Origin of the sequence: Rhodococcus sp. T7 (genome assembly GCF_009872365.1) — a bacterium.
In the GTDB taxonomy this organism is placed as follows: domain Bacteria; phylum Actinomycetota; class Actinomycetes; order Mycobacteriales; family Mycobacteriaceae; genus Rhodococcus_F.
Genome location: NZ_WXYH01000187.1, coordinates 72,636 through 89,595, shown reverse-complemented (window position 1 = coordinate 89,595; position 16,960 = coordinate 72,636). Strand labels below are relative to the sequence as shown.

Annotated in this window: 16 protein-coding genes; 8 read left to right on the top strand and 8 right to left on the bottom strand. The window is 68.9% G+C overall.

Annotated elements, in window-relative coordinates:
* Nucleotides 1–210: 210 nt before the first annotated feature.
* A complete protein-coding gene (locus MLGJGCBP_RS53240) occupies nt 211–339 on the top strand; it encodes a hypothetical protein (RefSeq protein WP_268960757.1) in 129 nt (42 codons plus the stop codon).
* A 5-nt stretch (nt 340–344) separates the two neighbouring features.
* On the opposite strand, the gene MLGJGCBP_RS18875 is transcribed toward MLGJGCBP_RS53240, so the two are convergent.
* The 4 genes from MLGJGCBP_RS18875 to MLGJGCBP_RS18860 all read right to left on the bottom strand — a co-directional run bounded on the left by MLGJGCBP_RS18875 (nt 345) and on the right by MLGJGCBP_RS18860 (nt 3,717).
* On the bottom strand, nt 345–977 hold the full coding sequence (locus MLGJGCBP_RS18875; RefSeq protein WP_160097557.1) for a TetR/AcrR family transcriptional regulator: 633 nt from the start codon (nt 975–977) through the stop codon (nt 345–347).
* Between the two features lie 70 nt (nt 978–1,047).
* Nucleotides 1,048–2,037, bottom strand: a complete 990-nt coding sequence (locus tag MLGJGCBP_RS18870; RefSeq protein WP_160097560.1) for an NAD(P)H-dependent flavin oxidoreductase — start codon at nt 2,035–2,037, stop codon at nt 1,048–1,050.
* 185 nt (nt 2,038–2,222) lie between these two features.
* Entirely contained in the window at nt 2,223–3,206 is a 984-nt protein-coding gene (locus tag MLGJGCBP_RS18865; protein ID WP_160097556.1) for a potassium channel family protein, read from the bottom strand.
* A 112-nt stretch (nt 3,207–3,318) separates the two neighbouring features.
* Complete coding sequence (locus MLGJGCBP_RS18860; protein ID WP_160097555.1) at nt 3,319–3,717, bottom strand: RidA family protein; 399 nt, start codon at nt 3,715–3,717, stop codon at nt 3,319–3,321.
* A gap of 108 nt (nt 3,718–3,825) precedes the next feature.
* Between MLGJGCBP_RS18860 and MLGJGCBP_RS18855 the strand changes: the two genes are divergently transcribed.
* Nucleotides 3,826–4,860, top strand: a complete 1,035-nt coding sequence (locus MLGJGCBP_RS18855; RefSeq protein ID WP_160097554.1) for an Rv2578c family radical SAM protein — start codon at nt 3,826–3,828, stop codon at nt 4,858–4,860.
* On the opposite strand, the gene MLGJGCBP_RS18850 is transcribed toward MLGJGCBP_RS18855, so the two are convergent.
* The 4 genes from MLGJGCBP_RS18850 to ypfJ form a co-directional block, all read right to left on the bottom strand.
* Entirely contained in the window at nt 4,847–5,269 is a 423-nt protein-coding gene (locus MLGJGCBP_RS18850) for a PPOX class F420-dependent oxidoreductase (protein ID WP_160097553.1), read from the bottom strand. The two genes, MLGJGCBP_RS18855 and MLGJGCBP_RS18850, sit on opposite strands and share 14 nt — an antisense overlap.
* 64 nt (nt 5,270–5,333) lie before the next feature.
* Entirely contained in the window at nt 5,334–6,050 is a 717-nt protein-coding gene (locus MLGJGCBP_RS18845; RefSeq protein WP_160097552.1) for an SRPBCC family protein, read from the bottom strand.
* A gap of 2 nt (nt 6,051–6,052) precedes the next feature.
* Entirely contained in the window at nt 6,053–6,679 is a 627-nt protein-coding gene (locus MLGJGCBP_RS18840; protein WP_160097551.1) for an ArsR/SmtB family transcription factor, read from the bottom strand.
* Between the two features lie 63 nt (nt 6,680–6,742).
* Nucleotides 6,743–7,666, bottom strand: a complete 924-nt coding sequence (gene ypfJ / locus MLGJGCBP_RS18835) for a KPN_02809 family neutral zinc metallopeptidase (RefSeq protein ID WP_087555924.1) — start codon at nt 7,664–7,666, stop codon at nt 6,743–6,745.
* A gap of 143 nt (nt 7,667–7,809) precedes the next feature.
* Between ypfJ and aspS the strand changes: the two genes are divergently transcribed.
* The 6 genes from aspS to MLGJGCBP_RS18805 all read left to right on the top strand — a co-directional run bounded on the left by aspS (nt 7,810) and on the right by MLGJGCBP_RS18805 (nt 16,933).
* The gene (gene aspS / locus MLGJGCBP_RS18830) at nt 7,810–9,618 is read left to right on the top strand and encodes an aspartate--tRNA ligase (protein WP_160097550.1); all 1,809 of its coding nucleotides are present in this window, start codon (nt 7,810–7,812) and stop codon (nt 9,616–9,618) included.
* Between the two features lie 69 nt (nt 9,619–9,687).
* Nucleotides 9,688–10,659, top strand: a complete 972-nt coding sequence (locus MLGJGCBP_RS18825; RefSeq protein ID WP_160097549.1) for a DUF389 domain-containing protein — start codon at nt 9,688–9,690, stop codon at nt 10,657–10,659.
* A complete protein-coding gene (locus MLGJGCBP_RS18820) occupies nt 10,659–13,238 on the top strand; it encodes a circularly permuted type 2 ATP-grasp protein (protein ID WP_160097548.1) in 2,580 nt (859 codons plus the stop codon). The genes MLGJGCBP_RS18825 and MLGJGCBP_RS18820 overlap by 1 nt, the downstream gene beginning before the upstream one ends.
* Nucleotides 13,235–14,185 (top strand): transglutaminase family protein, encoded by a 951-nt coding sequence (locus MLGJGCBP_RS18815; RefSeq protein ID WP_160097547.1) that lies wholly within the window; start codon nt 13,235–13,237, stop codon nt 14,183–14,185. Before MLGJGCBP_RS18820 ends, MLGJGCBP_RS18815 begins: the two co-directional genes overlap by 4 nt.
* Nucleotides 14,186–14,250: 65 nt before the next feature.
* On the top strand, nt 14,251–15,426 hold the full coding sequence (locus tag MLGJGCBP_RS18810; RefSeq protein ID WP_072942170.1) for a phosphotransferase family protein: 1,176 nt from the start codon (nt 14,251–14,253) through the stop codon (nt 15,424–15,426).
* 55 nt (nt 15,427–15,481) lie between these two features.
* Nucleotides 15,482–16,933 carry a replication-associated recombination protein A gene (locus MLGJGCBP_RS18805; RefSeq protein WP_160097546.1) on the top strand — a complete coding sequence of 484 codons (1,452 nt, stop codon included), beginning with the start codon at nt 15,482–15,484 and terminating at the stop codon, nt 16,931–16,933.
* Nucleotides 16,934–16,960: the final 27 nt, after the last annotated feature.

Sequence of the window (16,960 nt, the reverse complement as noted above, 5' to 3'; positions counted from 1 at the left end):
ACACCAGCCTTGACTGCCTGACTCACCGACGAGGCATCACGCGACGACGTTGTACACCACCTCCAGGGACTTGACCCTCAGCCCGAACTGTCGTGACCTCCCTTGCGTCGGGTGGCGCGCTAGCTTTCTCCGGCCGGCCGTGGGTGGTGAGACGCCGGTCGCGAGCGATGTCGGGCATCGGAAGGCTCCGATCCCGCAGGGTCGGCGCACGTGAAGATGCGTTCATGCGTACCGGGGATCACGACGAGCCTGCAGGTGACAGTCGGCCGACAGCGTCGCGAGTCGATCCGCGACTTTCTCGAGCAGATCAACCCTGAGACCGGCTACCTCGGCGACTGATGCCGTCACGCCTCGGAAGCGTAGGTCTCGAGGTAGGCGGTGACGAGCCTTCGCGCTTCGGTGATCGTGTCGTCGTCTCCGCCCGGTGCACGCCGGAACGCCACGTCGAAGAGCCGGTTGCCGGCTTCGAACGCCAGCTGCAGGACGAGCAGGGGAGTGTCGGCGCGGAGGAATCCCCGGTCTATCAGAAGGCGCCAGAACGCGTGCGCTCTCTCGTCGTCGAACGCGTGCACCAGCTCGGCGACGGATTTGTTCCTACCGACGAACCACAACTCGGCGCAGGCGGGATGCTGTCTGAAATACGCCAGCTCGGGGTCGATGATCGCGTCCACGGCGTCGGGGAGCGCTCGGATCTGGGCGGTCTCCAGTGCCGCACTCACTTGCTTGTCGAACTCACGCAGGTGGTTCGTCAGCAGTTCGATCTCGACCTCGTGACGGTCGGGAAAGTAGTGGTACATCGATGCCGTCGGAATCCCCGCCCGCTCACCCATCGCTTTGAGGGTTGCCGCCGCGTAGCCCTGCTCGCACAGGATCGCCTCGGCTGCGTCGAGGATGGCCCGCCTGCGCTCCACTCCGCGGCGTTGCGACCGACCGGGTGACGACGGAGCCTGCTGCGTTACCCGCGGCGCGCTGTCCATGGTCGTCAGCCTTCCAGTGCGTGCATGAAGTCGGACACGATTCGTGACCGTAGCAGCCGACGGCGCCGGGTCACGCTGTGGTCTGAGCAATCTGTGCCGGCAACCGCGCGCTGATGATGTGTCGAGCGTCGGCGAGGATGGTGTCGACGATGTCGGCGCAGCTGCCGATTTCGTGGATCAGCCCCTGGGCCTGGCTTGCCCACCAGAGTCCGTCCTCGACGTCGCCGGCGCCGTATACCCGCTCGCGGCCGCGAGCGCCGCTGGCGAGGTGGGCGATGTCGTCGAAGCTGGCACCCGGGCGCCGGGACAGGTCGACGATCTCTTCGGAGACCGAGTTGCGGGCGACGCGTGCGGAGTTGTGGAACTCGCGGAACACGATTCGCGTGTCGCGTTCGGTGTTCTGCACGATCTGTTTCTTGACGTTGTCGTGGATCGGCGCCTCGGTGGTGGCCATGAACCGGGTGCCCATGTTGACGGCGGAGGCGCCGAGGGCGAGGGCGGCGACGAGTCCGGCGCCGGTGGCGATTCCGCCGCTGGCGATGATCGGGATCGTCAGGGCGCGGGCCGCTGCGGGGATCAGTACGAGTCCGGGGACGTCGTCTTCGCCGGGGTGGCCGGCGCATTCGAAGCCGTCGATGCTGATGGCGTCGACGCCGAGTTGCTCGGCCTTGACGGCGTGCCGGACCGAGACCGCTTTGTGGATCACCTTCACGCCGGCGGCCTTGAACGTGGGCAGGTGCGGGGCCGGGTTGCCGCCGGCGGTTTCGACGATGGTGATGCCGCTGTCGACGATGGCGTCGCGGTATTCGTCGTAGGGGACCGGTTGGATGGTGGGCAGAATGGTGAGGTTGACGCCGAACGGTTTGTCGGTGAGATCGCGGCAGCGGGCGATCTCCTTGATCAGGGCCTCGGGCGTGGGTTGGGTGAGGGCGGTGAGGAATCCGAGTGCGCCGGCGTTGGCGACCGCGCTGATGAGGTCGGCGGTGCCGACGGCGGTCATGCCGCCGCACACGATGGGGTGTTCGATTCCGAACGTCTGGGTGAACTCGTTGCTGAACATATTTTCCTCGAAGAGTGACCCGCCGTTGCCGGGGCCGGCGGTCATGGGGTGATCGACGGTGGGTGATGGGTGGAACGGGGGCTGCAGCAAAACTCTGGCCATACTGAAACTCGAATCGAATTCGAGAATAGGGATCGCGGGCGGGCACTGTCAAGGGGGAGGACGTCACCGGCAGGGCCTACCCGTTACGGGTTGACGTGCTGGCGTGCCGCATCGAGTTCGTCGGGCGTTCCGAGAGCGATGAGGATCATTGCGGGTTCGAGTTGGATAGTGGGCGCCGGATTGGCGACGAACTGACCGGAGACGGTGCGAATCGCAAGCAGCAGTGCGCCGCTTGCGTGAAGTCCCATCTGCTCGAGCGTGTATCCCACCCAAGGTGATGTGGAACCGACGGTGATCTCTTCCATGCGGTAGTCGAGGGTCTCGTCGTGCATCACCACGTCGAAGAATTCGGCCACGTGGGGTTGCAGCGCAAAGGAACCCATTCTGCGGCCGCCGATCAATTGCGGGTTGACCACCCGGTTGGCTCCGGCGCGCACGAGTTTGGACATCGACCCTTCATTCCGGGCGCGGGCGATGATGATGAGGTCCGGGCGCAGTGCCCGGCTCGACAGCGTGACGTACACGTTGTCGGCGTCGGTGTCGAGCGCGGAGATCAAAGCGTGTGCATGCGCGATCCCGGCGGCTTCGAGGGTGCGGTCGTCGGTGACGTCTCCGATGACGGTGGGGTGCTGGATGTCTCGGAGTCTGTCCGGTTCGCGGTCGATGACGACGATCTCGCGGCCGAGCGAGGTGAGGTATTGCGCGCTCGCGGTACCCACCCGGCCCCATCCGCAGATGATGATGTGGCCGGTCATCCGGCTGATGTGTCGATCCATTCGCCGTCTCTCCATGTGGTGGCGCAGGTGGCCCTCGATGAGAGCCTCGAGGAGGACGCCGAACATGTACAGCGCGGTGCCCACCCCCGCGAGGATGAGGGTGATCGTGAATATTTCTCCGACGCGGCTGAGGGGATGTACTTCGCGGAATCCGACGGTCGTGATCGTGGTGACCGTCTGATAGAGCGCGTCCAGGAGTCCGAAGCCGAGGACGATGTATCCGGCCGTGCCGATGACAACGACCAGCGCGAACGCGAGGAGCGCTCGACCGATTCGTCCCAGGGGGCTCACTGCGACAATTGTTCACCCAATCTCGTCGCCGAGTGGGTACTTCCGGTGGACTACCGGTAGGTGGGGAGGCGGACGTGGCACTCGTCGGTGCGGTGCCGCCTCCCCGGGGCGGTCAGTCGCCGATGACGGCGTCGGCCTCGATCTCGATGAGCAGGCCGGGGGCGATCAGCGCGCTGACCTCGAGGATCGTCGTGGCGGGGCGGATCTCGCCGAAGACCTCGCCGTGCGCGACGCCGGCTTCTTCCCACCGGCTCATGTCGGTGAGGTACATGCGGGTGCGGATCACATCGGTCGTGCTCGCGCCGGCCTCCGCGAGCGCTGCCTCGATTCGGCGCAGCGCCTCACGGGTCTGCTCGGCGAGATCGTCGCCGCCGACGGGGCCGTCGGGACCCGACGCGGTGGTACCCGACACGGACACGAGCTGACCTATGCGCACGGCGCGGGAATAGCCGATCTTGCCTTCCCACTCGGAACCGGACGAGACGTTGTTTCTGTTCGACATGAGCGACATTGTCGCAATCCCCGATCCGGCGCTCACCAGCGCGGTCGACGGCGACGATCTCACGTCCACCCGGCGTGAAGCCTTGACACCGGTTAGAACAAATGTTCGCATGTACTCATGAGGTGGGATGGGCAAGCGGTCGACGCCGACGACGGTGCATTGCCAGGGCTGGAACGCGCCGGACTCGTGCGAAGCGTGCAGACACCCGAGTTCGACGGCATCACCTTCCACGAAGTGCTCTGCAAGAGCGCGCTGAACAAGATGCCCGAGGAGTCGCAACTGCCATTCCGGTTCACCGTCAACGCCTTTCGCGGGTGCTCGCACGCGTGCCGCTACTGTTTCGCCCGGCCCACCCACGAATACCTCGACCTCGATGCGGGCGGCGACTTCGACAGCCAGATCGTGGTGAAGACCAACGTCGCGGCGGTGCTGCGCAAGGAGTTGGGGCGAAGGTCGTGGAAGCGTGAACACGTGGCGCTCGGCACCAACACCGATCCGTATCAGCGCGCCGAGGGCCGGTACCGCCTGATGCCCGGGATCATTCGCGCGCTCGCCGAATCCGCGACCCCGTTCTCGATTCTGACCAAGGGGACGCTGCTGCGGCGCGACCTCCCGCTCCTGACTCTGGCCGCCCGGCAGGTGCCGGTGAGCATCGGCGTCTCGCTGGCGATCCACGATCCCGACCTCCAGAAGTCGATCGAGCCGGGAACACCTACCCCGAAGGCGCGTCTCGATCTGATCCGGGCGATCACCGACGCCGGGCTGCCGTGCAATGTGATGGTGGCTCCCGTGATTCCGTTCCTCACCGATTCGGTGCGACACCTGGACGGCCTGCTCGAATCGATCGCCGATGCCGGTGCCTCGGGCGTGACCGTCTTTCCGATGCATCTGCGCGGCAGCACCAAGGGCTGGTTCATGAACTGGTTGTCGACGGAGCATCCCGCCCTCGTCCGCCAGTACCGGCAGTTGTACGGGCGGGCGGCCTACGTTCCGGCCGAATACAAGTCGTGGCTGAAGGAGCGAGTCGACCCCCTCGTCGACCGGTACGGTCTCGGCGGCGGTGCGAAACATCGGGACGCCGGGCAGACCGAGCCGGACCGCGGTGAACTGGTCGGGGCCGGACGGCCCGGACCGGCACTCACCCTCTTCTGAGGTGGACGGTCCGCCTCGGTTCGTACCATTCGGCGCCTGCGGGTTCGCCCGCCATGTTCCAACTCCACGAAATGGCCGGAGCGATGCGCACATAGATGCCGGGCCCGACTATTCCATCCCGTTCCACCGGCTGATCGGCTGTGCCGTAGACCCGGGTGGATCGAGCGACGAACGGTTCGAACGACACCAGATCGTCGACGACCAGCGACACCTTGTTGTTGCCTGACCGGATGTTCCGGAACTTACGGGTACCGGCGACGGACGGTCCGGTCCCGCCTACCCAGAAGTCCGTTCCGTCGAACTCGAATGCCAGCGGAACCACGTCGGGTTGTCCGTCGGCGCCCACGGTGGCGACCCGGGCGATCGGCCGCGACCGCAGGTAGTCGATTTCTTCGTCCGTGAACGACATGGAATTCTCCTGTTCGACGGGACATTGCGTCGGTGCAACTTCGACACCGGGGGCACACGGCGAGTCAGGCGAACACGTCGTCGAGCCAGGACTTCCACGCGTCCTGCGACTTCTCCTGGTCGGCGCCCGCGGCGAACAGGTGGTGCGCCGCGTCGACCGTTCCGCCGAATGCGTTGCGGCCGTAGAACCGGTACAGCGCGTCGCCGGTCCGGATGCCGATGAAGTGCGGCGTCAGGTAGTCGACGACGCCGTCCACCGTGCCGAATCCGGGGACGTCGACGGTGACGGTGTCGCCGGCGGTCGACGTGTCGGACAGGCCGAGCGCGCCGCGGAGCGTGGTCATGGCGCCGGGATCGGCGGACGCCGCCGGGCCGCCGGTCGCGCTGTAGGTGGCCGCGCGGCCCGCGAAGTACCGGACGTACTGGCCGAGACTGTGCAGGTAGAACGTGGTGTGCTTGTCGGCGCCGTCGTACTGGGCGTCCCAGTCGTCGGTGAAGATGCCGCTGTGCACGTAGCGCAGCGCCGCCGTGCCGCCGTCGCGCGCCTCGATGAGGTACTCGAGGGCGTTGAACCAGCCGTCGGGACCCTCCTGGCGGACCGCGAACTTCTGCGGTGGTTCCCACGCGACGACTGCGGGGTCGGCCGGCCCCTCGCTGCCGACCCCGGGATCGAGGTCGGTGGGGAACATCCAGCCGCCGGTGCCCGTGGTGACGGCGGCGAACACGTCCTCGGGGGTGGCGTTCAGGACGACTTCGCGGCGGATCTCGAAATTCTTCGACATGGCTAGCTCTCCTCGTGACGGTTGTCGGATGACTTCGCTTGCGCGGACGGTGTTTTCAGGCTCGGATGCAGTGCGACGACGAGGCGGTGCCTGCGCCCGTTCGGGGCGTTCTCGTCGTGGTAGCGGGACACCAGGTTCTTGACGGTCTCGCCGAGTTCATCGGCGAACGCGGAGCGGTCGGTCGCCGACGCGAACCGGATCTCGCTGTCGATCGCGTAGGTGGCCAACGGCTGACGTGCCGCGGTGGCGCCGGCGATCAACTCGCCGACCTCACGGACCAGTCGCGCAGCCAGTGCCACCAGCCAGCGGGCCGACAGTTGGTCCGGTGCCCGGTCGGGATCGGGCGCCAGGGCGGCGAACGCGGCGGGGGAGATGACGTACGACGCCGCGGTGGCCTGGAACAGGCGTTCGGTGACGTTGCCCTTTCTGCGTTCCTCGACGAGTTCGACGAGGCCGTGTTCCTCGAGCGCCCGCAGGTGGTAGTTGGCCTTCTGACGTGTCAATCCCACCTGCGCTGCGACGGAACTCGCCGAACCGGGTTCGGCGAGCGCTGCCAGCAACCGCGCCCGGACCGGGTCCAGGGAGATCTCGGCTGCGGCCGCTTGATCGATCACTGCTATGTCCAACATGCGTCAACTCTCGCACCGACAATAAATTCTGTCAAGACAAAAAAGTCTATCGGTGGATGTTGGTCAGCGGAGCGCGGGCGGGTTGTTCAGATCGCGTGCCGAGTAGGTGTCACAGGCCTGCACCTGGCCGGTCCGGTATCCGGTGGCGAACCATTTCTGGCGCTGCTGCGAGGAGCCGTGTGTCCAGCCCTCCGGATTCACCCGGGCGCCCGCCGACTGCTGGATGCGGTCGTCGCCGACCGACGAGGCGGCGGACAGGGCGTCGTCGATGTCGGTGTCGGTGAGGGTGTTCAGGAACGGCGGCCCGCCGTCGGGACCGGGGAGGGTGTCGGCGTAGTGGGCCCACACGCCCGCATAGCAGTCGGCCTGCAGTTCGGTCCGCACCGCCGCCGAGTCGGCGCCCCGCGGGTCGGCCTGCGCCCTTCCGATGTCGCCGAGCTGGTTCTGGATGTGGTGACCGAACTCGTGCGCCACGACGTACTCCTGCGCGAGCGGGCCGCCGCTGGAGCCGAAGCGGTCGACGAGGAGCTGGAAGAAGCTGGTGTCGAAGTACGCCGTCGAGTCGGCCGGGCAGTAGAACGGCCCGACCTCGCTGGTCGCGTTGCCGCAGCCGGTGCTGACGGACCCGGAGAACAGCACGACCTCCGGCGGCACGTACGCGGTGCCGGTCTGTTGCGCGAGTTCCTGTCCCCACACGGAGTCGAGACTGCCCGCGGTGAACACCACCCGGCAGTTCACGTCGCGGTTGGCGTCCGCACCGGTCTCGCACCCCGCGAGGCCCGCGCCGGAATTCTGGCCGGAGTCGGTGGTGCCGCTGAGACCGCCGAGCAGCGAACCGGGATCGCCGCCGAGGAGCAGCGCCAGAACCAGCACGATCAGACCGCCCGCGCCGCCACCCATCGCGAACTTGCCGCCGAGGCCACCGCCGCCCCCACCTCCGGTCGACACCCGGCCGGAGTCCATTCGGGCGCCCTCGTTGAAGGTCATGTGTCTTCGCTTTCTCTTCAGTTTTCCGGTGCGTGCCGATCGAGCCTCCCACGTGAAGCGGGTATGCGTTTCCGCTCACGCACGGTGTCTCCGTAGGATCTCAGCCAACGAAGTAGCTTGCCCCATGTTTCGAAAGGAATCCCGTGCTGCGCACACATCTCGCCGGCTCATTGCGAGCCGAGCAGGCCCAGCAGACCGTAACCCTCACCGGTTGGGTTGCCAGGCGTCGTGATCACGGCGGGGTGATCTTCATCGATCTACGTGACGCGTCGGGCGTGTCCCAGGTGGTGTTCCGTGAGGGTGCCGCCGCCGAGCAGGCCCACCGTCTGCGCGCCGAGTACTGCGTCAAGGTCACCGGTGTGGTCGAGGTCCGTCCCGAGGGCAACCAGAACTTCGAGATCCCCACCGGCGCGATCGAGGTCAACGTCACCGAGCTCGAGGTCCTCAACGAGAGCGCGCCGCTGCCGTTCCAGCTGGACGACCAGGCCGGCGAGGAAGCGCGCCTGAAGTATCGCTACCTGGACCTGCGCCGTGAGGGCCCCGGTCACGCCATCCGGTTGCGGTCCAAGGTCAACGCCGCGGCCCGCGCCGTGCTCGCGCACCACGAGTTCGTCGAGGTCGAGACGCCCACGTTGACGAGGTCGACGCCGGAGGGCGCCCGCGACTTCCTGGTTCCCGCGCGACTGCAGCCGGGTAGCTTCTACGCGTTGCCGCAGAGCCCGCAGCTGTTCAAGCAGCTGCTCATGGTCGGTGGCATCGAACGCTACTACCAGATCGCGCGCTGCTACCGCGACGAGGATTTCCGCGCGGACCGTCAGCCCGAGTTCACGCAGCTCGACATCGAGATGAGCTTCGTCAACCAGGACGACGTCATTCTCCTCGCGGAGGAGGTGCTGACGTCGCTGTGGAAGCTGGTCGGGCACGAGATCAAGACGCCGATCGCGCGGATGACGTACGCCGAGGCGATGCGCCGCTACGGTTCCGACAAGCCGGACCTGCGGTTCGGTGTCGAACTGGTCGAGTGCGCCGAGTTCTTCAAAGACACCACGTTCCGTGTCTTCCAGCAGGAATACGTCGGTGCGGTGGTCATGCCCGGTGGCGCGAGCCAGCCGCGGAAGCAACTCGACGCCTGGCAGGAGTGGGCGAAGCAGCGCGGGTCGAAGGGCCTGGCGTACGTGCTCGTCGGCGAGGACGGCAGCCTCGGCGGACCGGTGGCCAAGAACCTCACCGACGCCGAACGTGAGGGCCTGGCAGCGCACGTCGGCGCGAAGCCCGGCGACTGCATCTTCTTCGCCGCCGGTGCGACCAAGTCCTCCCGCGCGCTGCTCGGCGCCGCCCGCGGTGAGATCGCCCGCAAGCAGAACCTCATCGACCCGGACGCGTGGGCGTTCGTGTGGGTCGTCGACGCACCGCTGTTCGAGCCGACCGCGGACGCCACCGCGAGCGGTGACGTGGCGCTCGGGTACAGCGCCTGGACGGCGGTGCACCACGCGTTCACCTCGCCGAAGCCGGAGTCGATCGACACGTTCGACACCGACCCGGGTTCCGCGCTCGCGTACGCCTACGACATCGTCTGCAACGGCAACGAGATCGGCGGCGGCAGTATTCGTATCCACCGCAAGGACATTCAGGAGCGAGTGTTCAAGGTGATGGGCATCTCCCACGAGGAGGCCGAGGAGAAGTTCGGGTTCCTCCTCGACGCGTTCGCGTTCGGGGCGCCGCCGCACGGCGGCATCGCGTTCGGCTGGGACCGGATCACCGCCCTGCTGGCCGGGGTCGATTCGATCCGCGAGGTCATCGCGTTCCCGAAGTCGGGTGGCGGTGTCGATCCGCTGACCAGTGCGCCGGCGCCGATCACCGCGCAGCAGCGCAAGGAATCGGGTGTCGACGCCAAGCCGGAGCCGAAGGGTGACGCCGTGGCGGCGAAGCCCGACGCTCACGCCGAGAAGTAGGCGGGTCCGCCGGCGCGTGTCGCCGGCGGGCTCGGACGATCGGACGACGCGGAACAGCCGGGGGACACGATGTTGCACCTGCGAGTGATCTGTCCGGCCGAGCGCACCGAGGACGTCCTCGGTGTGCTCGCCGCGGAACCCGGCGCCACCCACGTGGTGGTGCTGCGCCAGGCGGCGATCGACCCCGCCGGCGACGCGATCCAGACCGACGTCGCCCGTGAGGCGGCCAACGACGTGATCGACGCGCTCGAGGCCCTGGGAATCGATCGCACCGGCGCGATCACGGTGGAGCCCGTCGACACGGTGCTGTCGAAGTCCGCACGCGAGGCAGAGAAGGCGGCCCCGGGCGATCCCGCGGACAGCGTCGTGTGGGAGGAACTGGTCAGCCGGACGCGTGAGGAGTCGACGCTCAACGTCACATTCCTCGCGTTCCTCACCATCGCCTGCCTGCTGGCCGCGGTGGGTGTGGTGACCGACTCGCCGATCACCGTCGTCGGAGCCATGGTGGTGGGACCGGAGTTCGGCCCGCTCGCCGCGCTCGCCGTCGCCCTGATGCGGCGCAAGCTCGGGCTGGCCCGGCGGTCGCTGATCGCCCTGCTGTTCGGTTTCCCGTTCGCGATGGCGGCGACACTGCTCGCGACGCTGGCGATGGAGCGAATCGGGTGGATGGAGTTCGAGAGCATCGAGTCCCTCGACCAGGTCGACTTCATCTACCGCGTCGGACCGCTGTCGTTGATCGTCGCGCTGCTCGCCGGCGCGGCAGGCATGCTCGCGCTCGTGTCCTCGAAGTCGGCGGCACTCGTCGGCGTCTTCATCTCGGTCACCACCGTTCCCGCTGCCGGATTCGCCGTCGTCGCCGTCACCGTGGGCGAATGGCGCGTCGCGGCCCTGGCGGCGCTGCAACTCGGGGTCAACATGGTGGGCATCGTCGTCGCCGGCGTCCTCGTCCTGGCGCTGCGACTGCGCAGCGGCGGCGATCCCCGCCGGCTGCTCGAGCAGGCACGGAGAGACCGCTCCGTGGCGCAGCGGCGGCGAGCCTGATGAGCGTCTCGCCGCACGACGGCGCGGGCTACGATGAACTGTTCGGCGACGACGGCGGCCTCCGGGAACCGTGGGCGGAATTGGCCCAGGACTTCACGGACGGCGGGCCCGACTCCGTCCGCCGCCTGCAGTCCCGCATCCGGCTCCTCGTCGACAACCACGGGATCACCTACAACCCCCTCGACGGTTCGGACGCCCCGACCGCACCGCCGCGGTGGGAGATCGACGCGGTCCCGCTGATCGTCGCGGCCGACGAATGGGAGCAGCTCGCGGCGGGCTTCGTGCAGCGCTCCAGGCTCCTCGACGCGGTACTCGCGGACCTGTACGGGCCGATGACGCTCGTCCGGAGCGGCGCCGTGCCCGCCCGCACGGTGTTCGGGCACCCGGGCTACGTCCGTGCGGCGCACGGCATCACGGTGCCGGGCCGCCACCAGCTGTTCCTGCACGGACTCGACGTCGGCCGCGGGGCGGACGGCACGTTCCACGCGCTGCGCGACCATACGCAGTCCCCGGCAGGCGCGGGCTACGCGATGGCGGACCGCCGCGTCATCGCACGGGCGATGCCCGGCATCTACGAGACGGTCGGACCGCGCCCGCTGTCCTCGTTCGCCCAGTCGATGCGGCTCGCGGCGATCGACGCCGCCCCCGCGGGCACCGAGGACCCGCTCGTCGTCGTCCTCAGCCCCCGCACCCGGTCCGAGGCCGCATTCGATCAGGCGTATCTCGCGACGGTCCTCGGCTTCCCGCTCGTGGAGAGTGCCGACCTGGTGGTCCGCGACGGCCATGTGTGGATGCGGTCCCTCGGCAGTCTGGAACGCGTCGACGTCATCGTCCGGCGGGTGGACGCCGACCTCGCCGACCCCCTCGACCTGCGCCCCGGCTCCCGATCCGGGGTGGTCGGTCTCGTCGAGGTGCTGCGGCGGGGCGCGGTGACCGTCGTCAACACCCTCGGCAGCGGAATCCTCGAGAACCCCGCCCTCACCCGGTTGCTTCCGGACCTGTGCCGACGGCTGCTCGACGAGGACCTGCTGCTGCCCTCGGTTCCGAGTTTCTGGGGCGGCGACCGGTCGGAGCTGTCGCACATCCTCGCGAACGCCTCGTCGATGGTGCTGCGCGCGGTGCACGGAGGCTCGCCGATCGTGCCCGCCGACCTCGGTGACTCCGACCGGGACACCCTGCTGGACCGGGTGCGGGCCGAACCCGAGCGGTGGGTCGGGCAGATCGTCCCGGACCCCTCGTACGCGCCTGCCGCCGACGGATCCGGGGACGTCGTGCTCGCACCGGTCGGGATGCGGTTGTTCAGCGTCGCGCAGCAGGTGGGATTCACCCCGATGGCCGGCGGTCTCGGCACGTCCCTCGTTCCCGGGGCCGAGCGCGGCGACCGCCGCCACGCCGGGGCGAAGGACGTCTGGATCCGGCTGGCGCAGCGCACCGCGTCCACCGATCCGGGCGACGGCGCCGAGCGGGACGGGGAGACCCTGCCCACGTATGCGGCGACGACGTCCGACCTGATGACGTCGCCGCGCGCACTGACCGAACTGTTCTGGATGGGCCGGTTCGCCGAACGCGCCGAGGGTGCGGCCAGGCTGATGATCGCCGTGGGGGAGAAGTACCGCGACTACCGGCTGCGACCGTGGCTGGCGGGCGGCGGAAGCCTCCCGATCCTGCTGAACACGATCCTGCGGGTCGCCGACGCCGGGCACCACCCGGAGGGGCTCGATCTCGGGGCCGACTCGGACTCCGATCCGGTCACCGACCAGCGGCGGGTGCGTTCCGAGTTCCGCTCGCTGACGGCGGACCCCGACCGGGACGGCTCGCTCGCCCACGCGGTGCGCGGCGTCGAACAGGCCGCGCGAGCCGTGCGCGGGCAACTGTCGAACGACATCTGGGCCGTGCTCAGCTCCGTCGAACGCGCGCTCGGACAGGTCAACGCCGACACGGTCGACGACGGGTCCGCACTGTTCGAGGCGCAGTCCGCGGTGCTCGGCGGCATGCTCGCGCTGTCCGGGGTCGCCGCGGAGTCGCTGGTCCGCGATACCGGCTGGCACGTCATGGACATCGGCAAACGGATCGAACGGGCAGCCACCCTGATCGCACTGGTGGACTCGACCCTCGGGCGGAAGACGGATCCCGCGACCGAACGGGCGGTGATCGAATCGCTTCTCGTCGCCACCGAGAGTTCCGTGGTCTACCGCCGCCGCAACCGCGGTATCCGCCCGGCGGCCGTGGCCGAGTTGTTGCTGTTCGACGTGAAGAACCCGAGGTCGCTGGCGTTCCAACTGGAGGCGTTGCGCACGAATCTGGCCGCACTGCCGGACGCTTCGGGTGCGTCACGCGCGGAGCGGCTCGCCGAGGACATGGTCAACACCGTGCGGCGGGTCGACCCCGTGCGACTCGAATCGGTCGATGCGAACGGGTCCCGGAAGGAGCTGGGTGAGCTGACGACCACCATGCGCGCACTGCTGAGCGAACTGTCCGACGTGATGCTGAAGGGTCAGCTGTCGCTGCCCGGCGGCACTCAGCCGCTGTGGGGGAGCGGCACCTCGTGGAGCACCTCCCCGGGCGGAGTTCCCGCATGACGGACACGACGCCCCAGGCAGGCCCGGGAGCGGAGCGGCCGGTTCTGCGCCGATACAAGATCACTCACCGCACGACGTACACGTACTCGGGGCCGGTGACCTCGTCGTACGGCCGGGGTTACCTCCTGCCGCGCGACACCGACGAGCAGCGCTGCGTCGGTTCCGTCGTCGACATCACGCCGCCGCCCGCAGACCGCTCCACCGGGTCGGACGTATACGGCAACCGGGACCTGTACTTCCAGGTGAGCACACCGCACGAGGAACTGGTGGTGGCGGCCGAATCCGAGATCGAGGTCTACGGACCGGACAAGGCGAGGCTCGCCGCCGCCCCGGCAAACGCGCCGTGGGAGCTGTCCCGGCCCGTGGGCACCGAGGGCGCGATGGCGCAGGAGTTCGTGCTCGACCTCGAGCCCCCCGAGATCGGCGACGCGGTCCGCGAGTACGCGGCGCCGAGCTTCCCGCCGGAGCGGCCCCTCGTGGACGCGGTGGTCGATCTCACGACCCGCATCCACCGCGACTTCGAGTACAAGTCGGGGTCGACGTCGGTGTCGACGCGGGTCGCGGAGGTGCTGGAGAAGCGGTCGGGGGTGTGCCAGGACTTCGCCCGGCTCGCCATCGCCTGCCTGCGCTCGCGCGGACTCGCGGCCCGATACGTGTCCGGGTACCTGGCGACGCAGCCGCCGCCCGGCAAGGAACGGATGATCGGCGTCGACGCGACGCACGCCTGGGCCGCGGTCTGGATGCCGGGGGACCGGTGGCTGGCCTTCGACCCCACCAACGACCAGCTCGTCGACGAGCGGTACACAGTGGTCGCGTGGGGCCGGGACTACGCCGACGTGCCGCCGCTGCGCGGTGTCATATACACAGAGGCACGAAACAGCACCATTGCGGTGTCGGTTGACGTGGCGCCGATGGAAGTACTCGCACCGGATCAGCCGAAATGCTGAAATTCATCGGGGCTTCCGGAGGAGGACTCGATGATCCGTGTCACTAGCAGGTAAGTTGGTCCGCGATGACTGCAATACTGGCAGACCCCGTTTCAGAGGTAGTTGCCGCAGCCGAGAAGCTGCTCACCCGTCGCACAGGGGCACCCGTGACACTGGTGGATCCCGTGGATCTCGGCGGTAGTGGCCGCACCATCGTGCTCCGTGTGCGGGTGGCGGAGAATCCGTTCTCCCTCCCCCGGACGTTGGTGATCAAGCAGGTCCGCGAGGAGTCCGGTGTGTCCGGCGCGCGGGCCGTCGATCCCGACGACCTGTCCGGCGACAGCCGCAGCGCCTTCCTCCGCGAGGCCGTCTCGTACCAGTTCGCCACGGCGCTGGCGACGGACAGCCGCCCCGGAGCCGAACTCCTCGCATCCGACCTCGAAGCCCGGCTCCTCGTGCTCAGCGACCTCGGGGACGCCACCCCGATCAGCGCGCTGCTCGAGCACTCCGACTCCGACACCGTCACCAACACCCTGATGGCCATGGCCCAGGCGCTCGGCCGCATGCACGCGGCCACCGTGGGCCGCGAAGAAGACTTCACCGCACTGTTGCGCCGCGCCGAGGTGGCGCACTGCGACGACACCGTGGCCGAGCAGGTGGAGCGTGCGGTGCCCGCCGTGCCCGGCCTGCTGTCCGACATCCTCCGCGTCGACGTCTCGCCGGAACTGACCGAGCAGGTGGCGCGGGCCGCGAAGCTGTTCGAGAGCGGCCGGTTCCGGGCGTTCAGCCCGTCCGACCTGTGCCCGGACAACATCATCGTCAACGACGAGGGCGTCCGGTTCCTCGACTACGAGTGGGGCGGGTTCCGCGACGCGATGCTCGACATCGCGTACGCGCTGGTCTCGTTCCCGGGCTGCCTGTGCAGCATCGAACTGTCCGAGGACCGCACCCAGGCGATGATCGAGGCCTGGCGGGCGGAGGTCGTGGGGATGTGGCCCGCGCTCGCCGACGACAACGTGCTCGCCGCCCGCATGGTCGAGGCGCAACTGATCTGGGTGTGGCTCAGCACGTACCTGTTCCTGCCGGACAACCACACGCGGATCGCCGCGGTCCGCGAGCATCACCTGTCGGTGCCGCGGTCCGAGGCGCTGACCCAGCGCTGGGACAAGCTGGCCCGTTCGGCGGATCACGCGGGGAACACGGTGGTCGCCCACGACGCCCGCGTCATCGCCGACAAGATCCGGGGACTGTCCGTCGGCTGACCCGTGGTACGGCCGGACTGGGTCGGACGGTGCGGGTTCAAGTAGCGTCGAACTTGTGAGCGATCTTTTCGGTTCGGATGTCGGCGAGGACGAGTCGGTGGGCCTGTTCGAGACGGTGCAGTCGGACGAGGCGGTGCAGCCCGACGAGGCGGCGGCTCCGCGCCCGGTTCCCGGTCCGGGGCCGGTCGACCACCGCGCACCGCTGGCCGTGCGCATGCGTCCCCGCACGCTCGGCGAGGTGGTCGGGCAGCAGCATCTCCTCGGCCCCGGTGCGCCGCTGCGGCGGCTCGTGGAGGGGTCGGGGGCGGCGTCCGTGCTGCTGTACGGTCCGCCTGGCACCGGCAAGACCACGCTGGCGTCGCTGATCTCCGGTGCCACCGGCCGCCGCTTCGAGGCACTGTCCGCGCTGTCCGCGGGCGTGAAGGAAGTGCGTGGCGTCATCGAACTGGCCCGCCGTCGGCTCCTCGCGGGCGAGCAGACGGTGCTGTTCATCGACGAGGTGCACCGCTTCTCCAAGACCCAGCAGGACGCACTGCTGGCGGCGGTGGAGAACCGGATCGTGCTGCTCGTGGCCGCCACCACGGAGAATCCGTCGTTCTCCGTGGTGTCCCCGCTGCTGTCCCGCTCACTGGTCCTGCAACTGCAGTCGCTGACGGCGGACGACATCGAGAACCTCCTCGAGCGGGCGCGCACCGACGAACGGGGTCTCGGCGGGGACATCGAGATCGCCGGCGACGCGATGGACCACCTGGTCCGCCTCGCGGCCGGCGACGCCCGGCGCGCGCTCACCGCGCTCGAGGCGGCGGCGGGCGCGGCGCTCGACCAGGCCGGTGACGCGGACCGTCCCGTGCTGCTGGACCTCGCGACGGTGGAGGCGAGCGTCGACAAGGCTGCCGTCCGCTACGACCGCGACGGCGACCAGCACTACGACGTGATCAGTGCGTTCATCAAATCGATCCGCGGTTCGGACGTCGACGCCGCCCTGCACTATCTGGCACGGATGCTGACCGCGGGCGAGGACCCCCGCTTCATCGCGCGGCGGCTGGTCGTCCACGCCAGCGAGGACATCGGGATGGCCGACCCGACCGCGCTGCAGACCGCGACGGCCGCCGCGCAGGCGGTGCAGCTGATCGGGATGCCGGAGGCCCGCCTCGCCCTCGCCCAGGCCACCATCCACCTGGCGACCGCCCCGAAGTCGGGGGCCGTCATCGCCGCGCTCGGCGCCGCCATGGCGGACGTCGCGGCGGGAAACGCCGGGCTCGTCCCACCGCACCTGCGCGACGGCCACTACGCGGGAGCGGCGAAGCTCGGCAACGCCGTCGGCTACCGATATCCCCACGACCACCCGGACGGGGTACTGGCGCAGCAGTATCCGCCCGACGAGCTCGTCGGCGTCGACTACTACCAGCCCACCACCCACGGCGGCGAGCGTGACATCGCGGGGCGCGTGGACAAACTGCGCGCCATCGTCCGCGGCACGAACCGTCAGGGTGGCCGGTTAAGCTGAATGTTGCCGAACCGCCGGGTGTGCCCA

What these genes read in the sequence shown, in the direction of transcription:
- MLGJGCBP_RS18875 (WP_160097557.1), bottom strand. Translation starts at nt 977, where the DNA reads ATGGACAGCGCGCCGCGGGTAACGCAGCAGGCTCCGTCGTCACCCGGT.
- MLGJGCBP_RS18870 (WP_160097560.1), bottom strand. Translation starts at nt 2,037, where the DNA reads ATGTTCAGCAACGAGTTCACCCAGACGTTCGGAATCGAACACCCCATC.
- MLGJGCBP_RS18860 (WP_160097555.1), bottom strand. Translation starts at nt 3,717, where the DNA reads ATGTCGCTCATGTCGAACAGAAACAACGTCTCGTCCGGTTCCGAGTGG.
- MLGJGCBP_RS18855 (WP_160097554.1), top strand. Translation starts at nt 3,826, where the DNA reads ATGAGGTGGGATGGGCAAGCGGTCGACGCCGACGACGGTGCATTGCCA.
- MLGJGCBP_RS18850 (WP_160097553.1), bottom strand. Translation starts at nt 5,269, where the DNA reads ATGTCGTTCACGGACGAAGAAATCGACTACCTGCGGTCGCGGCCGATC.
- MLGJGCBP_RS18845 (WP_160097552.1), bottom strand. Translation starts at nt 6,050, where the DNA reads ATGTCGAAGAATTTCGAGATCCGCCGCGAAGTCGTCCTGAACGCCACC.
- MLGJGCBP_RS18840 (WP_160097551.1), bottom strand. Translation starts at nt 6,679, where the DNA reads ATGTTGGACATAGCAGTGATCGATCAAGCGGCCGCAGCCGAGATCTCC.
- ypfJ (WP_087555924.1), bottom strand. Translation starts at nt 7,666, where the DNA reads ATGACCTTCAACGAGGGCGCCCGAATGGACTCCGGCCGGGTGTCGACC.
- MLGJGCBP_RS18825 (WP_160097549.1), top strand. Translation starts at nt 9,688, where the DNA reads ATGTTGCACCTGCGAGTGATCTGTCCGGCCGAGCGCACCGAGGACGTC.
- MLGJGCBP_RS18820 (WP_160097548.1), top strand. Translation starts at nt 10,659, where the DNA reads ATGAGCGTCTCGCCGCACGACGGCGCGGGCTACGATGAACTGTTCGGC.
- MLGJGCBP_RS18815 (WP_160097547.1), top strand. Translation starts at nt 13,235, where the DNA reads ATGACGGACACGACGCCCCAGGCAGGCCCGGGAGCGGAGCGGCCGGTT.
- MLGJGCBP_RS18810 (WP_072942170.1), top strand. Translation starts at nt 14,251, where the DNA reads ATGACTGCAATACTGGCAGACCCCGTTTCAGAGGTAGTTGCCGCAGCC.